The organism is Streptomyces sp. NBC_01591 (assembly GCF_035918155.1).
Taxonomy (GTDB): Bacteria; Actinomycetota; Actinomycetes; order Streptomycetales; family Streptomycetaceae; genus Streptomyces.
In genome coordinates this window covers 4,297,659-4,312,110 of the sequence record NZ_CP109327.1, presented here as the reverse complement: position 1 = coordinate 4,312,110, position 14,452 = coordinate 4,297,659, and the positions used below count along the sequence as shown (strand labels likewise).

The following is a 14,452-nucleotide window of genomic DNA, read 5'->3' as shown; positions in this document are numbered from 1 at the left end:
TTCCTCACTGTAACGAGACCGGACCGGGCGGCTTCACCGCCGTTGCGCGGGGGCATCCGCTCAATGTCCCGGCAGCGCCGCCGAGGGCTTCTCGCCGTTCTGGGCCTGCTGTGCACGCTCGGCGAACATGGTCGCGAACGCCTTGACCTCCTTGTCGGGAACGGTCGATTTGCCCTCGGTGCCGGTGCTGATGCCCAGGACGGTCGTCCCGACCCGGATCTGTGCGATCGTGGCCGGTCCGCCCATGGTGCCGACCGCGGCGCGGTTGGCCTCGCGCTCGGCGCCCGGACTGCCGAGGTCCACCTTCTCGGCGTTCACCCCGACCCGGTCCCCGCCGTACCACTTGATCAGGATGTCGTACGCGGCGTCCGCGGCCTTCTCGTCCTTGTAGGCGAGGGTCCAGAAGTTCAGCGTGGTCGCGTCCGCCTTGCGCACGAAGGCCGAGGCGCCCCAGGACGTGACCGGGTCGCAGGCCGTCTTCCGCTGCTCCTTCGTCCTGGCCACGCAGACCGACGGCGGGTAGTCGGGGACCGGCTTCTGGGCCTCCGGCTTCATGTACATCCGCCAGCCCGGTACGGCTTTCGCGTTCGGCAGCACCGAGGCGATCTGCCCGTTGTCGAGCGCCGCCGCCTTGGCGTCATCGCCCCCGCTCCCGCCCCCGCAGCCCGCGAGCAGCAGCACCGCCGCCCCGGCCGCCAGGAACCCCTGACTCCCTCGCGTACCCACGAAACCCTTGCCACCCATGAGTGAACCCGCCCCCTCCGGCTACCGGACGTCCGATCCTAGAACGGGCCGGGGCGGCGGGGTGGGGTGGGACCAGGACTACAGCCGGTCGATGGCGGTCAGATCGATGTCGATGTCGTACGGGACGGAGAGCTTCAGCCGGTCGTGGTGGACGCCGGTGGAGACGTAGGTCTTGGTCACCGCGTCGCACTCGTACGTCCACACCACGGGCCGGTCGTGCTCGCCGCTCATCTCGACCCGCCAGAAGTGCGGGATGCCCGCCGCCGCGTACTTGTGAGGTTTGGTGTCGCGGTCGCGGTCCTCGGAGTCGGGGGAGACCACCTCGACGGCGAGCACGACATCGGCGGCCTCGTAGCGTGTTTGTCGTGGGCCTCCTACGCCGTCAGCCTTCACCACGACGAGGTCAGGTTCTGGGACATTGCGCTTACCGAGCACGACGGCCATCTCTCGGCGCACTCGCAGAGCCTCGGGAACCTGCTGGCGCAGCCCCTGCTCCAGCAGATACATCGCCAGCGTGTGAAAGTTCCGCTGCGGACTCACGAAAACCAGGCTCCCGTCGATCAGCTCTGTGTGCGGCGGGAGGTCAAGCGTGAAGAAATCGTCCACGGTGTAGCCGTCCTCGGGCGGGACCGGCCACTTGGAATCGTCGCGGCGCAGCTGCGACGCTTCGGGCAGTGCCTCGGCAGTCATGGTTCCTCCCATGGACGGGATTCTCGGACCTGCACTCAGCGTACCCAGCTGATACGACAGCACCGCCACCCGAAAGCGTGTCCGGGTGACGGTGCGTGTTGACGATCTTGAGCAGGAAGCCCTAGAACGCGGCCTCGTCCAGCTCCATCAGCGAGTTGTCGACGGACTCGGCGAGCGCGCGCTCGGCCGAGACGCCCGGCAGGATGTTCGCGGCGAAGAACTTCGCGGCGGCGATCTTGCCCTGGTAGAAGGCGACGTCCTTCGCCGAGGCGGTCGGCAGCTTCTCGGCCGCGACGGCCGCGCCCTTGAGGAGCAGGTAGCCGACGACGACATCGCCGGAGGCCATCAGCAGGCGGGTGGTGTTGAGGCCCACCTTGTAGATGTTCTTGACGTCCTCGCCGGTCGCGGTGAGGTCGGTGATCATCGTGCCGACGATCGCCTCCAGGTCCACGGCCGCCTTGGCGAGCGAGTCCAGCGCACCGGACAGCTCCTCGTTGCCCTGGGCGCCGGCGAGGAACTTCTTGATCTCCTCGGAGAGGGCGTTCAGCGAGGCGCCCTGGTCGCGGACGATCTTCCGGAAGAAGAAGTCCTGGCCCTGGATCGCTGTCGTGCCCTCGTACAGCGTGTCGATCTTGGCGTCACGGATGTACTGCTCGATCGGGTACTCCTGGAGGTACCCGGAGCCGCCGAAGGTCTGGAGCGACTGCGCCAGCTGCTCGTAGGACTTCTCGGAGCCGTAGCCCTTCACGATCGGGAGCAGCAGGTCGTTGAGGCCGTGCAGCGCCTTCGCGTCCTCGCCCGCGGCCTCCTTCTCCTGGATCGCGTCCTGGACGGTGGCGGTGTACAGCACCAGGGAGCGCATGCCCTCCGCGTACGCCTTCTGCGTCATGAGGGAGCGGCGCACGTCGGGGTGGTGCGTGATGGTGACCTTGGGGGCGGTCTTGTCCATGAACTGCGACAGGTCCGTGCCCTGGACGCGCTCCTTGGCGTACTCCAGCGCGTTCAGGTAGCCGGTCGACAGGGTCGCGATGGCCTTCGTGCCGACCATCATGCGGGCGAACTCGATGATGCGGAACATCTGGCGGATGCCGTCGTGCTTGTCACCGATCAGCCAGCCCTTGGCGGGGTGCTGGTCGCCGAAGGTCATCTCGCAGGTGTTGGACGCCTTGAGGCCCATCTTGTGCTCGACGTTCGTCGCGTACACGCCGTTGCGGTCGCCCAGCTCGCCGGTGTTCCGGTCGAAGTGGAACTTCGGGACCATGAAGAGCGAGAGGCCCTTCGTGCCGGGGCCGGCGCCCTCGGGGCGGGCCAGCACGTAGTGAATGATGTTCTCGGACATGTCGTGCTCGCCCGAGGTGATGAAGCGCTTCACACCCTCGATGTGCCAGGAGCCGTCCTCCTGCTCGACGGCCTTCGTGCGTCCGGCGCCGACGTCGGAGCCGGCGTCCGGCTCGGTCAGCACCATCGTCGAGCCCCACTGCTTCTCGACGGCGATCTCGGCGATCTTCTTCTGCGCCTCGTTGCCCTCCTCGAAGAGGATGCCGGCGAACGCCGGGCCCGAGCAGTACATCCAGATGGCCGGGTTCGCGCCGAGCAGCAGCTCCGCGTAGCCCCAGATCAGCGAGCGCGGCGAGGTGGTGCCGCCGATCTCCTCGGGCAGGCCCAGACGCCAGTACTCGGAGTCCATGAACGCCTGGTACGACTTCTTGAAGGTCGCGGGGACCGGCGCCGTGTTGGTCTCCGGGTCGAAGACCGGCGGGTTGCGGTCGGCGTCCGCGAAGGACTCGGCCAGCTCGTTCTCCGCGAGGCGGTTGACCTCGTCGAGGATGCTCTTCGCCGTCTCGACGTCCATCTCGGCGAACGGGCCGGTGCCGTACGTCTTGTCGCGCCCGAGGACCTCGAAGAGGTTGAACTCGATGTCGCGGAGATTCGACTTGTAGTGCCCCATGGAAGGCTCCGTAATCAATAGCAGTGGCGCACGGCGCCCCGAGGATGGGGCGTGGGCCGGGCGGGCGACGAGCTGGCGGTGCGTATATCAGCTGACCTCTACGATGATGCTACCCGTCAGTAATAAGACGCAACCCCTCAAGGCCCCGATGTGTCCGATTACTCTTTGCGGCATGTACGGCTACGACCAGAACCCGGGTGCACAGCAGCAGATGGGCGGCGGCTACGGCGAGCAGCCGCTGTATCCCGAGCCCTCGCCGCCGTCCCTGAGTGACGCGGTACGGGCCTTCACCACCGGCTCGCTGTCCGCCGAGGACTTCCAGCAGATCTTCGCGACGTCGAAGGTCTACTGCCCGCGCGGCGACAACCCCGGATTCCTGGCGCTGCACAACACCCAGCAGCCCGTGATCCCGATGTTCACCACGCTCAAGGAGCTGCGGCTGTACGCGGGCAAGGAGTCCAAGTACTTCGTGATCACCGGGGCCGAGGTGATCGACCTGCTGCCGACCGGCTACGGCTTCGTCCTCGACATGGAGGGTGAGCACCGCATGGTTTTCGACGCGAAGGCCGTGGAGCAGATGGTCGACTTCGCGATGCGCCGCATGTACGGCTGAGGTTCGATCGGACTGGATGGGAAGGGGCTCGTACCGCTCGGCGGTACGGGCCCCTTCGTGCTGCTTCCGGCCGGCGGGAATGGGTGACCCCTTGCGAGATGTTCACCATTCAACTAAATTGAACGCTGAACGATCCCGGAGGTGGCTCCCATGCCCGCAGTGACTGTCGAAAACCCGCTGACCCTGCCCAAGGTCGCCGCCAAGGGCGACGCAGCGGACCGTCCCGTGCTCGCCGTCACCACGGCGCCGAGCGGATTCGAGGGCGAGGGCTTCCCGGTTCGCCGTGCGTTCGCCGGGATCAACTACAAGTACCTCGACCCGTTCATCATGATGGACCAGATGGGTGAGGTGGAGTACGCGGCCGGTGAGCCGAAGGGCACCCCCTGGCACCCGCACCGCGGCTTCGAGACCGTCACGTACCTGATCGACGGGACCTTCGTCCACCAGGACTCCAACGGTGGCGGCGGCACCATCCGGAACGGCGACACCCAGTGGATGACCGCCGGTTCCGGCCTGCTGCACATCGAGGCCCCGCCGGAGTCCCTGGTGATGTCGGGCGGCCTCTTCCACGGCCTCCAGCTCTGGGTGAACCTGCCCAAGGCCGACAAGATGATGGCCCCCCGCTACCAGGACATCCGCGGCGGCCAGGTCCAGCTCCTCGCCTCCCCGGACGGCGGCGCGCTGCTCCGCGTCATCGCCGGTGAGCTCGACGGACACGAGGGCCCCGGCATCACCCACACCCCGATCACGATGATCCACGCCACCGTGCGCCCCGGCGCCGAGGTGAACCTGCCGTGGCGCGAGGACTTCAACGGACTCGCGTACGTGCTGGCCGGCCGCGGCACCGCCGGTGCGGAGCGCCGCCCCGTCCACATGGGGCAGACCGCGGTCTTCGGCGCCGGTTCCTCGCTGACCGTCCGCGCGGACGAGAAGCAGGACGGCAACACCCCGGACCTGGAGGTCGTGCTGCTCGGCGGCCGTCCGATCCGGGAGCCGATGGCGCACTACGGACCGTTCGTGATGAACAGCCAGGCCGAACTGAAGCAGGCCTTCGAGGACTTCCAGGCCGGCCGTCTCGGCACCGTGCCCGCGGTCCACGGGATGTGACAATTCGGGTCTGAGTGTGACAGTCCGTCATTCATAAGGCCCACAAGCGGGACATCACACCCGGGCCGTGATTGGGTGGGAGGGTGCAGAACCAGAATCCCCTCCTGCCCGATGCCGCGCGGCGCACAGCGGCCTGGTGCGGTGTTGTCCTCCTCGTCACCGGGGTCGCAGCAGTCGCCATCTGGCTGTGCGTCGTCTTCAAGACCGCGGTCACTCCCGTGCTGCTCGCGCTGCTCGGTACGGCGCTGCTCGGGCCGGTGCACCGCTGGCTGATCGCCCGCGGACTGAGGCGCTCGCTCGCCGCGGGGCTCACCTGCGTGCTGCTCGTCGCGGTGGTCAGCGGCGCCGGTTACATCGTCGTCACCGCACTCGTCGACACCGGTGACCAGATCGTCCGGTCACTGAAGGACACCACCCAGTGGGTCGTCGACCACTTCGGGATCGGCAAGAGCACCAATGTGGACGACCTCGTCTCCAACGGCCGCAAGCTCGTCGAGAAGTTCGGCGCGAGCGCCGCGGGCGGACTCCTCTCAGGCATCAGCCTGATCGGCTCGCTCATCGCCACCAGCGTCCTCGCCCTCCTGCTGACCTTCTTCTTCCTGCGCGACTCCGACCGGGCCGCGCAACTCGCCCACACGATCGCTCCGCGCGGTACCGGGGAGCTGGTCGAGGCGATGGGGCGGCGGGCCTTCGAAGCCGTCGAGGGCTTCATGCGCGGCACCACGTTCATCGCGCTGATCGATGCCATCTGCATCACCGTCGGCCTGCTGATCCTGCGTGTTCCCGGCGCGGTGGGGCTCGGTGCGCTGGTCTTCGTCGGTGCCTACATCCCCTACCTCGGGGCCTTCCTCTCGGGCGCCGTCGCGGTGCTGGTCGCGCTCGCCGACCGGGGGTTCGTGATCGCGCTCTGGGCGCTGGGGGTCGTGCTCGCCGTGCAGGTGCTGGAGGGCCACGTCCTGCAGCCGATGATCCAGAGCCGTACGGTGCAGATGCACCCAGCCATGATCATGATCGCGATCACTGCGGGTGCCAGTGTGGCCGGCCTGCTGGGCATGCTGCTCGCGGTCCCGGTCTGCGCGGCGGCCTTCGGCATCATCGGCGAACTGCGCGGAGAGCGCCCGGGGCCGCCGTCCGGGAGCGAGCCGTCGGGTGCGTCCGGCGCCTGAGGACCGCACCTTTCGACACGGAACCGTCCAAGAGCCCCCGGGGTCCGGCTCAGCTCCCCGTCCCGGCCTCCGGCCCCGACTCGTGCAGCTCGAACCAGATCGACTTCCCCGACCCCCGCGGATCCACCCCCCACGCATCGGCGAGCATCTCCATCAGCACGAGCCCCCGGCCGCTGGAGGCCATCTCCCCGGGACGCCGCTTGTGCGGCAGCTCGTCGCTGCCGTCGGACACCTCCACGCGCAGCCGCCGCTCACCGTGCTCCCCCGTCGCCTGCGCCAGCATCAGCGCGTCCCCGTCCGTGTGGACGAGGACATTGGTGGCCATCTCGGAGATCATCAGCACCGCCGCGTCGACCTGCTCCGGATCCGCCCAGTCGTGCAGCAGGTCCCGCAGCTGCTGCCGGGCCGCTGCGATCCGCTCCGGCTCGGCCTGCGCGATGGTCAGCGCGGTGCGCCGCGGTGCCGTCTGCCTCCGGGTACCCCCGTCGCACCGGAGCAGGACCAGTGCGATGTCGTCCTCCCGGCGGTCCGCCAGCGGGCCCGTCGTGTAGTGCGACGTCGGCCCGTGCACGGCCTGCACCAGGGCGTCGGCGAGCTTCTCCATGTCGGTGGTGTGCTGCTCCAGGACCGGTCGCAGCCGGTCCCAGCCGGAGAACATGTCATGGCCGCCGGTCTCGATCAGCCCGTCCGTGCAGAGCATGATCGTTTCTCCGGGCTCCAGGGTGAGCCGGCTCGTCGGGTAGTCGGCGTCCTCCTCGACGCCGAGCGGCAGCCCGCCCTCGGTCTGGCGGATCATCGCGGTCCCGTCGGCGGTGGTCACCACGGGGTCGGGATGGCCGGCCCGCGCGATGTCGAGCGTGCCGGTCTCCGGGTCGACCTCCGCGTACAGACAGGTGGCGAAGCGCGGCCCGGTCGCCTCGCCCTCGTACGCGTCGGTGAGCCCGGAGAGGAAGCGCGAGGCACGCGAGAGCACCGCGTCCGGACGGTGCCCCTCGGAGGCGTACGCGCGCAGCGCGATCCGCAGCTGCCCCATCAGCCCGGCGGCCCGCACGTCGTGGCCCTGGACGTCACCGATGACGAGGGCGATACGGCCGTTGGGGAGCGGGATCATGTCGTACCAGTCGCCGCCGACCTGGAGCCCGCCGCCGGTCGGGATGTAGCGGGCGGCGACCGTCATCCCCGGGACCTCGGGGCCGAGCGTGGGCATCATCGAGCGCTGCAGCCCCAGCGACAGCTCCCGCTCGGTCTCGGCGACCCCGGCACGCGTCAGTGCCTGCGCGAGCATCCGCGCCACGGTCGTCAGCACGGACCGCTCGTCCGGCGAGAACGACACCGGGTGCTTGAAGCCCGCCAGCCAGGCGCCCATGGTGTGCCCCGCGACGATCAGCGGCAGGAAGGCCCAGGACCGGCGCCCGAAACGGCTGGCGAGCGGCCAGGTGACCGGGTAGCGGCGGCTGTAGTCCTCGGGCGACGGCAGATAGATCGCCCGCCCTGTCCGTACGACCTCGGCGGCCGGGTAGTCGGTCTCCAGCGGCATGTTGGTGAACGGGTCCTCGTCGCCCACGCTGTGCCCGTGGTGCCCGATGATCGTCAGCCGCTCGCCCGCGACGCCGAAGACCGCCAGGCCGTCCGGCGAGAAGCCCGGCATGGAGAGCGAGGCGGCGACCCGCAGCACTTCCTCGGTCGACCTGGCCTCGGCCAGCGCCCGGCCCGCGTCCAACAGGAACGCCTCGCGGGAGCGGCGCCAGTCCCCGGTGATGGGGGTGTGCGCCCCGGTGGTGCCGGGCTGCGGTTCGGCGACCTCCTGGAGGGTGCCGACCAGTACGTAGTCCGCGCCGCCCGGTGTCTCGGGCGGGAGCGGCTTGCAGCGGCTGCGCACGGTGCGCAGCACCCGGCCGCTTCTGTCCACGATCCGCAGCCGGGCCTCGGCGAGGGTGCCCTCGGCGAGGGCGAGACTCACCACCCCGTAGATCTCGTTCCAGTCGACGGGGTGGAAACGGGAACGCACCGCGGACTCGCGGAAGACACCGGCCGCGGCGGGCAGCTCCAGGAGCCGGGCCGCCTCCGCATCGAGCGTGACGGTCCCGGCTGCGTTGTCCCAACGCCACAGACCGGTCGCGGTCGCTGCCAGGACGTCCTCGGTGCGCATTGCCCCACTTTAGGCCGACCGGCAATTGGGGGGTGGGAGAAGGAGCGGGGCTGGGCGCGTGCAGCTGCAAGGCGGAGGATTGAGGCATGGCGGAGCCATGGTGATTGACGACAACGCGGCAGATGCGCGCACCCAGCCCCGCGACGCCGCCCCCCCAATTGCCGGTCGGTCTTAAGAAGATCTGCTCCGCGAACGCCACCGAGGGTGGTCACCCAGGGAGCGTCCGGGCGGGCCCGGCGGGCGGTCTCCCGGGCCCCGGATGATCTTGAAATGTCAATGTCAATGATTCGGTGCGGGTGCGGGCGGTAGCCTGGGGTGGCTGAATCCACCCCGAACCGCGAAGACTGGATGAACGACGATGCATCGGTACAGGTCCCACACCTGCGGCGAGCTCCGCGCCTCTGACGTCGGCACCGACGTCCGACTGAGCGGCTGGCTGCACAATCGCCGAGACCTGGGTGGCATCCTCTTCATCGATCTGCGCGACCACTACGGTCTGGTGCAGCTCGTCGCCCGCCCCGGCACCCCCGGCAACGAGGCGCTGGCGAAGCTCACCAAGGAGACCGTCGTACGGATCGACGGCAAGGTCTCCGCGCGCGGCGCCGACAACGTCAACCCGGAGCTCCCGACCGGCGAGATCGAGATCGAGGTCACCGAGGTCGAGGTGCTGGGCGAGGCCGCCCCGCTGCCCTTCACGATCAACGCCGAGGACGGGGTCAACGAGGAGCGGCGCCTGGAGTACCGCTTCCTCGACCTGCGCCGCGAGCGCATGCACCGCAACATCATGCTGCGCTCGGCGGTCATCGCCTCCATCCGCGCCAAGATGGTGGCCCTCGGCTTCAACGAGATGGCGACCCCGATCCTCACCGCGACCTCCCCCGAGGGCGCCCGTGACTTCGTCGTCCCGTCCCGGCTGAACCCGGGCAAGTTCTACGCCCTGCCCCAGGCCCCGCAGCAGTTCAAGCAGCTGCTGATGATCTCCGGCTTCGACCGCTACTTCCAGATCGCGCCGTGCTTCCGCGACGAGGACGCCCGCGCGGACCGTTCGCCCGGCGAGTTCTACCAGCTCGACGTCGAGATGTCGTTCGTCGAGCAGGAGGACGTCTTCCGGCCGATCGAGAAGCTGATGACCGAGCTCTTCGAGGAGTTCGGCAACGGCCGCCACGTCACCTCGCCGTTCCCGCGCATCCCGTTCCGCGAGTCGATGCTGAAGTACGGCAACGACAAGCCCGACCTGCGCGCCAAGCTGGAACTGGTCGACATCTCCGACGTCTTCGCCGACTCGGAGTTCAAGGCGTTCGCCGGCAAGCACGTCCGTGCCCTCCCGGTCCCGGACACCGCGGGCCAGTCCCGGAAGTTCTTCGACGGCCTCGGCGACTACGCCGTCCAGCACGGCGCCAAGGGCCTGGCCTGGGTCCGCGTCGGCGAGGACGGCGCCCTGGCGGGACCGATCGCCAAGTTCCTCACCGAGACCGACGTCAAGACCCTCACCGAGCGTCTCTCCCTCGTCCCCGGCCACGCGGTCTTCTTCGGCGCGGGTGAGTTCGACGAGGTATCCAAGATCATGTCCGCCGTCCGCGTCGAGGCCGCCAAGCGCGCCGGCCACTTCGAGGAGGGCGTCTTCCGGTTCTGCTGGGTCGTCGACTTCCCGATGTACGAGAAGGACGAGGACACCGGCAAGATCGACTTCTCCCACAACCCCTTCTCGATGCCCCAGGGCGGCCTGAAGGACCTGGAGGAGAAGGACCCGCTGGACATCCTCGCCTGGCAGTACGACATCGTCTGCAACGGCATCGAGCTGTCCTCCGGCGCCATCCGTAACCACGAGCCCGAGCTGATGCTCAAGGCCTTCGAGATCGCCGGTTACGACCGCGAGACCGTCGAGCACGAGTTCGCGGGCATGCTCCGCGCCTTCCGCCTCGGTGCCCCGCCGCACGGCGGCATCGCCCCGGGCGTCGACCGCATCGTGATGCTGCTGGCCGACGAGCCCAACATCCGCGAGACGATCGCCTTCCCGCTCAACGGCAACGCCCAGGACCTGATGATGGGCGCCCCGACGGAGCTGGACGAGACCCGCCTGCGCGAGCTGAACATCCAGCTCCGCAAGCCGGCGGCGACGGCAAAGGAAAAGGCGGACGCCAAGGATTCCGTGGCGAGGGACACCGGCGCGAAGTAAGCGTCACCGGGTCCACTTCGGTTCCACGTGAAACATCCCCCGGCCGGGGTCGGCCGGGGGATGTTTCACGTTTGCGGCGGGCTGTCTCACGTCGCGTTCAGGGCCACCGTCGGGTGGAGACGGGAGGCGCGGATCGCCGGGTAGAGGCCCGCGACCACGCCGATCAGGAGGGTGGCGGCCAGACCGCCCGCCAGGGACCAGGGCGGGACCACCGTCGTCCACCCCTGGACCCGCGCGAAGCCGTACGTCGCCGCCGCGCCCAGCAGCGCGCCCGTCGCCCCGCCCAGCGCCGACAGCAGCAGCGACTCGGTCAGGAACTGGAGCCGGATCGCGCCCCGGGTCGCGCCCAGCGAGCGGCGCAGGCCGATCTCCTGGCGGCGCTCCAGGACGGAGATGACCATGGTGTTGGCGACGCCCACCCCACCGACCAGGAGGGCCACCGCGCCCAGGCCGAGCATCAGGTTCGTCAGGCCCTCGTCGGTGGCGGCCTTGGCGGCCAGCGCGTCCGAGGGCCGCGAGACCTTGATCCCCGCCTCGTTGCCGGGGCTGATGGTGCGGGCCAGGATCGCCCGTACGTCCGCCACCGAGGCGTCCGTGGAACGCTCGAAGATGGTGGTGGGGTGGCCGTCGAAGCCGAAGTAGCGCTCGGCGGCGGGGAATCCGACCATGGCCACCCGGTCCAGATTGGGGACCAGTTCGAGCGGTTCGAGGATGCCGACGACGGCCACGCGGGTGTCGTTCATCATGATCGTCTCGCCGGTGCGGGTGACGCCGAGGCGTTCCGCGGCCACCGCGCCGAGGACCGTCGTCGGGAGGCGTTCGCCGGCCGGGTTCAGCCAGACGCCCTTGCCGACCTCGCCGCCGAGCGCGGAGAGCAGGTCGGTGCGGACCGCCTGGGCGGTGACGCCGGCGGTGCGCTCCTCGGGCACCACGTCGCTGCGGCGGATGCGGGCGTCGATGTCGGCGGTGGCCGTGGCGTGCTGGACCGGGCCGACGCGCTCGACCATCGCGACCGCGTTCCTGGGCAGCTTGATCTCCTGCCCCATGGCGTCCTTGCCGGCCTCGGCGGTGAGGAGGTTGGTGCCGAGGCGGTCGAGCCGGGCCATCAGGTCCGCGCGGCTCGACTCGGACAGCCCGACGACCGCGACCATGGTCGCGATCCCGATGGCGATGCCGAGCGCCGACAGCACCACCCGCGCGCGCCGCGCGTGGAGTCCGACCGCACCGACGCGGAGGATGTCGCGGGGGGAGAGGCGGGCGGGCCTGAGGTCGTTCTTCATGAACCGGCCTCTTCCGTACGCGGGTCGAAGGGGATGCCGGACCGCATGTCCGAGACGATCTCGCCGTCCCTGAAGCGGACCCGGCGCGGCAGCGAGTCCGCGATCTCGTTGTCGTGGGTGATCACGCAGATGGTGGTGCCGGACGCGTTCAGCTCGTGCAGCAGCTCCATGACGATCTCGCCGGACGCGGTGTCCAGCGCCCCGGTCGGTTCGTCCGCCAGCAGCAGCCGGGGTTCTCCCACCAGGGCACGGGCGATGGCCACGCGCTGCTTCTCGCCGCCGGACAGCTCGTTCGGCGTGTGCGAGCCGCGGTGGTCCAGCCGGACCTTGGCGAGCGCCTCCCGGGCACGCGTACGCCGTTCCCTCGGTGGGACGCCCGCGTACAGCAGCCCGTCGGCGACGTTGTCCACCGCGTCGCGCCCCGCCGCCAGATGGAAGTGCTGGAACACGAAGCCGATGTGGCGGGCGCGCAGTGCGGAGAGCCGGGAGTCGGAGAGCCCGGACACGTCGTACCCGGCGACCCGTACGGTGCCCGTGGTGGGCTTGTCGAGGGTGCCCATGATGTTGAGCATCGTGGACTTGCCGGAGCCGGACGGGCCGACGACGGCGAGCAGTTCGCCCGCCCCGACGGTGAGGTTCACCCCGCGCAGGGCGTGGACGCCGCCGGGGTACGACTTGGTGGCGTCCCGCAGTTCGATCACCGGGGCCGGTGTCATGACTTGGCCACTCCGACCTTCAGGCCCTCGCGCACGTCCGGGCCGCTGACCTCGATCTGCCCGTCGGCGGTCATGCCCGTCTCCACCCGGATCATCTTCGAGGTGGCCCCCCGGACGACCTGGAGGCCGTAGCCGCCGTTCTCGCCGCGCAGGGCGACGACCGCCTCGACGGGGACCGCGAGGACTCCCTTGTGCGCCTCGCTGACGAACTTCACGCTCGCCGACGCCTTGGTGTCCTCGCCGGACGCGGCGTTCGCCCCGCCGTCCAGGACGACCTCGACGACGATGCCGTCCTCGGCGACCGCGTCGCCCCCCGAGGCGGACTCCTCGGGGCGCACCGTCCCGGCGACCTTGCCGGCCACGGTCTTCCCGCTCGGCAGGGTGACCTCGACCCTGGTGCCCTTCGAGGTGAGCGCGCCGTCGGTCTGCTCCAGTTCCGCCCGTACGACGGGCCGGGTGGAGGCGACCGTCAGGACCGGTTCGTCCGGGCCCACCTGGTCGGCGAGCGCCGCGTCGGCGGAGACCACCTTGACCTGGCCGGGCTGGAAGACGACGTCTCCCCTGCCGACCCGGCCCGTGGTGTCGCGGTTCAGCGACTTCTGCCACTGCTTGACGGCGGCCTCGGTGCCCTCGTCGTACCGAGTGTCGACGTACAGCTGCGAGCCGTACCCCAAGTCGCGCAGGTTGCGCTCCAGTTGGAGTACGTCGCTGCCCCGGTCGCCCGCCTTCATCTCGCGGAACATCGGGACCGGCCCGTAGAGGAGGGTGACGGGCTTGTCGTTCAGTTCGTACAGCGCCTGCCCCGTGGTCACCGTCCTGCCTTCGGAGGCGGCCACCGTGACGGTGCCCTCGACGGCGGACTTGACGGCGCGGCGCTGCGAGAAGTCGAGCCTGCCGTCGACCGTCCTGGACTGCACGAGGTCGGTGCGTACGACGGTCGCGGTGGCGGGCGGCAGGTCGCCGCCCCGGTCGGAGGCCCCCGCGTCGCCGCCGTCGCCGAGGCGCAGGACGCCCCCGGTGACGGCGGCGAGGACGGTCACCGCGCCGAGCGCGACGAGGGCGGAGCGGCGTTTCACTGCATGCCTTCCACGCTGTCGATCAGCTTCGGCCGGCACGCCTCACGGGCCTTCTTGTACGTCGGCGAATCGGGGTCGATGACCGGGGACGCGGGGTTCGGGTCGCCGCCCGGCTGGGCGTTGCCGCCGCTCATGGTCGGGTTGGTGAACCTGGAGACGCCGTTGTCCCGCATGCACTTGGCGTGCGCGAGCATCGACTCGTAGGCCTTCTGCTCGTCGCGCTCGGGCTCGACGTCCATGACGGCCTGCATCTCGGGGACGCAGACACGGTTCTTGCCGCCCTTGTACGCCTCGCTCTGGCCGGGCTTGGAGGCGATCTCCTCGACCTTCGTCCAGTCGAGGTAGCCGCTGAGCTTGGGGTCGGGGAAGTCCTTGTAGCCGCCCTTGACGCGCATGCACTGGACGTACTTCATCTGGGCGTCGTAGAAGGCACTCTTGCCCGCGGGCGGGGCGCTCGGCCCGCTCCCGTCCTTCGCGGCGCCCGCGCTCGGCGACGCGTCCGGTACGTCGGCGATCACGTCGTCCTTCTTCGTGCCGCCGGCGCTGTCGTCACCGCCGCCGCAGGCGACGGAGAAGGCGAGCACGGGCAGGGCCACGAGGGTGGCCAGGCGCAGCCGGGCGGCGGCGCGGGGGTTCGTGCGGGGGCTGGTCCTGAGGAAGGTCATGCGCTTCACGCTCGGCGTTGCGGATGATGGCCCGTCCATGGCCACATGATGGGAACGTAACAATGCCCCCGGCCTGCGCATTCGCCCCCGTGCACGGCAGACGGAAACGGTCCGGGCGTGTC

12 protein-coding genes are annotated in these 14,452 nt (G+C 69.9%); 4 read left to right on the top strand and 8 right to left on the bottom strand.

The window, feature by feature from the left end; all coding sequences use genetic code 11:
- Nucleotides 1–60: 60 nt before the first annotated feature.
- The 3 genes from OG978_RS20070 to OG978_RS20060 all read right to left on the bottom strand — a co-directional run bounded on the left by OG978_RS20070 (nt 61) and on the right by OG978_RS20060 (nt 3,382).
- Nucleotides 61–744, bottom strand: a complete 684-nt coding sequence (locus tag OG978_RS20070) for a hypothetical protein (RefSeq protein WP_326766553.1) — start codon at nt 742–744, stop codon at nt 61–63.
- Between the two features lie 78 nt (nt 745–822).
- Nucleotides 823–1,446: a Uma2 family endonuclease gene (locus OG978_RS20065; RefSeq protein WP_326766552.1), complete on the bottom strand. Its 624-nt coding sequence runs from the start codon at nt 1,444–1,446 to the stop codon at nt 823–825.
- A 109-nt stretch (nt 1,447–1,555) separates the two neighbouring features.
- Nucleotides 1,556–3,382: an acyl-CoA dehydrogenase gene (locus OG978_RS20060; RefSeq protein ID WP_326766551.1), complete on the bottom strand. Its 1,827-nt coding sequence runs from the start codon at nt 3,380–3,382 to the stop codon at nt 1,556–1,558.
- Nucleotides 3,383–3,554: 172 nt separating this feature from the next.
- Between OG978_RS20060 and OG978_RS20055 the strand changes: the two genes are divergently transcribed.
- The 3 genes from OG978_RS20055 (at nt 3,555) to OG978_RS20045 (ending at nt 6,268) form a co-directional block, all read left to right on the top strand.
- The gene (locus tag OG978_RS20055; protein WP_326766550.1) at nt 3,555–3,995 is read left to right on the top strand and encodes an SseB family protein; all 441 of its coding nucleotides are present in this window, start codon (nt 3,555–3,557) and stop codon (nt 3,993–3,995) included.
- Nucleotides 3,996–4,145: 150 nt separating this feature from the next.
- Nucleotides 4,146–5,102, top strand: coding sequence for a pirin family protein (locus tag OG978_RS20050; protein ID WP_326766549.1), 957 nt, complete (start codon nt 4,146–4,148; stop codon nt 5,100–5,102).
- Between the two features lie 83 nt (nt 5,103–5,185).
- Complete coding sequence (locus OG978_RS20045) at nt 5,186–6,268, top strand: AI-2E family transporter (RefSeq protein WP_326766548.1); 1,083 nt, start codon at nt 5,186–5,188, stop codon at nt 6,266–6,268.
- Between the two features lie 49 nt (nt 6,269–6,317).
- Here the strand turns inward: OG978_RS20045 and OG978_RS20040 are convergent, their stop codons facing one another.
- On the bottom strand, nt 6,318–8,417 hold the full coding sequence (locus OG978_RS20040) for an ATP-binding SpoIIE family protein phosphatase (RefSeq protein WP_326766547.1): 2,100 nt from the start codon (nt 8,415–8,417) through the stop codon (nt 6,318–6,320).
- Between the two features lie 358 nt (nt 8,418–8,775).
- On the opposite strand from OG978_RS20040, the gene aspS reads away from it, so the two are divergent.
- Nucleotides 8,776–10,593 carry an aspartate--tRNA ligase gene (gene aspS / locus OG978_RS20035; protein ID WP_326766546.1) on the top strand — a complete coding sequence of 606 codons (1,818 nt, stop codon included), beginning with the start codon at nt 8,776–8,778 and terminating at the stop codon, nt 10,591–10,593.
- 86 nt (nt 10,594–10,679) lie between these two features.
- Here the strand turns inward: aspS and OG978_RS20030 are convergent, their stop codons facing one another.
- Genes OG978_RS20030 through OG978_RS20015 form a run of 4 tightly spaced genes read right to left on the bottom strand, consistent with a single transcriptional unit; the run spans nt 10,680 to nt 14,330 of the window.
- A complete protein-coding gene (locus tag OG978_RS20030) occupies nt 10,680–11,873 on the bottom strand; it encodes an ABC transporter permease (RefSeq protein WP_326766545.1) in 1,194 nt (397 codons plus the stop codon).
- A complete protein-coding gene (locus tag OG978_RS20025; RefSeq protein ID WP_326766544.1) occupies nt 11,870–12,589 on the bottom strand; it encodes an ABC transporter ATP-binding protein in 720 nt (239 codons plus the stop codon). The genes OG978_RS20030 and OG978_RS20025 overlap by 4 nt, the downstream gene beginning before the upstream one ends.
- Complete coding sequence (locus OG978_RS20020) at nt 12,586–13,665, bottom strand: peptidoglycan-binding domain-containing protein (protein ID WP_326766543.1); 1,080 nt, start codon at nt 13,663–13,665, stop codon at nt 12,586–12,588. The genes OG978_RS20025 and OG978_RS20020 overlap by 4 nt, the downstream gene beginning before the upstream one ends.
- Entirely contained in the window at nt 13,662–14,330 is a 669-nt protein-coding gene (locus tag OG978_RS20015) for a hypothetical protein (protein WP_326766542.1), read from the bottom strand. The genes OG978_RS20020 and OG978_RS20015 overlap by 4 nt, the downstream gene beginning before the upstream one ends.
- Nucleotides 14,331–14,452 lie beyond the last annotated feature (122 nt).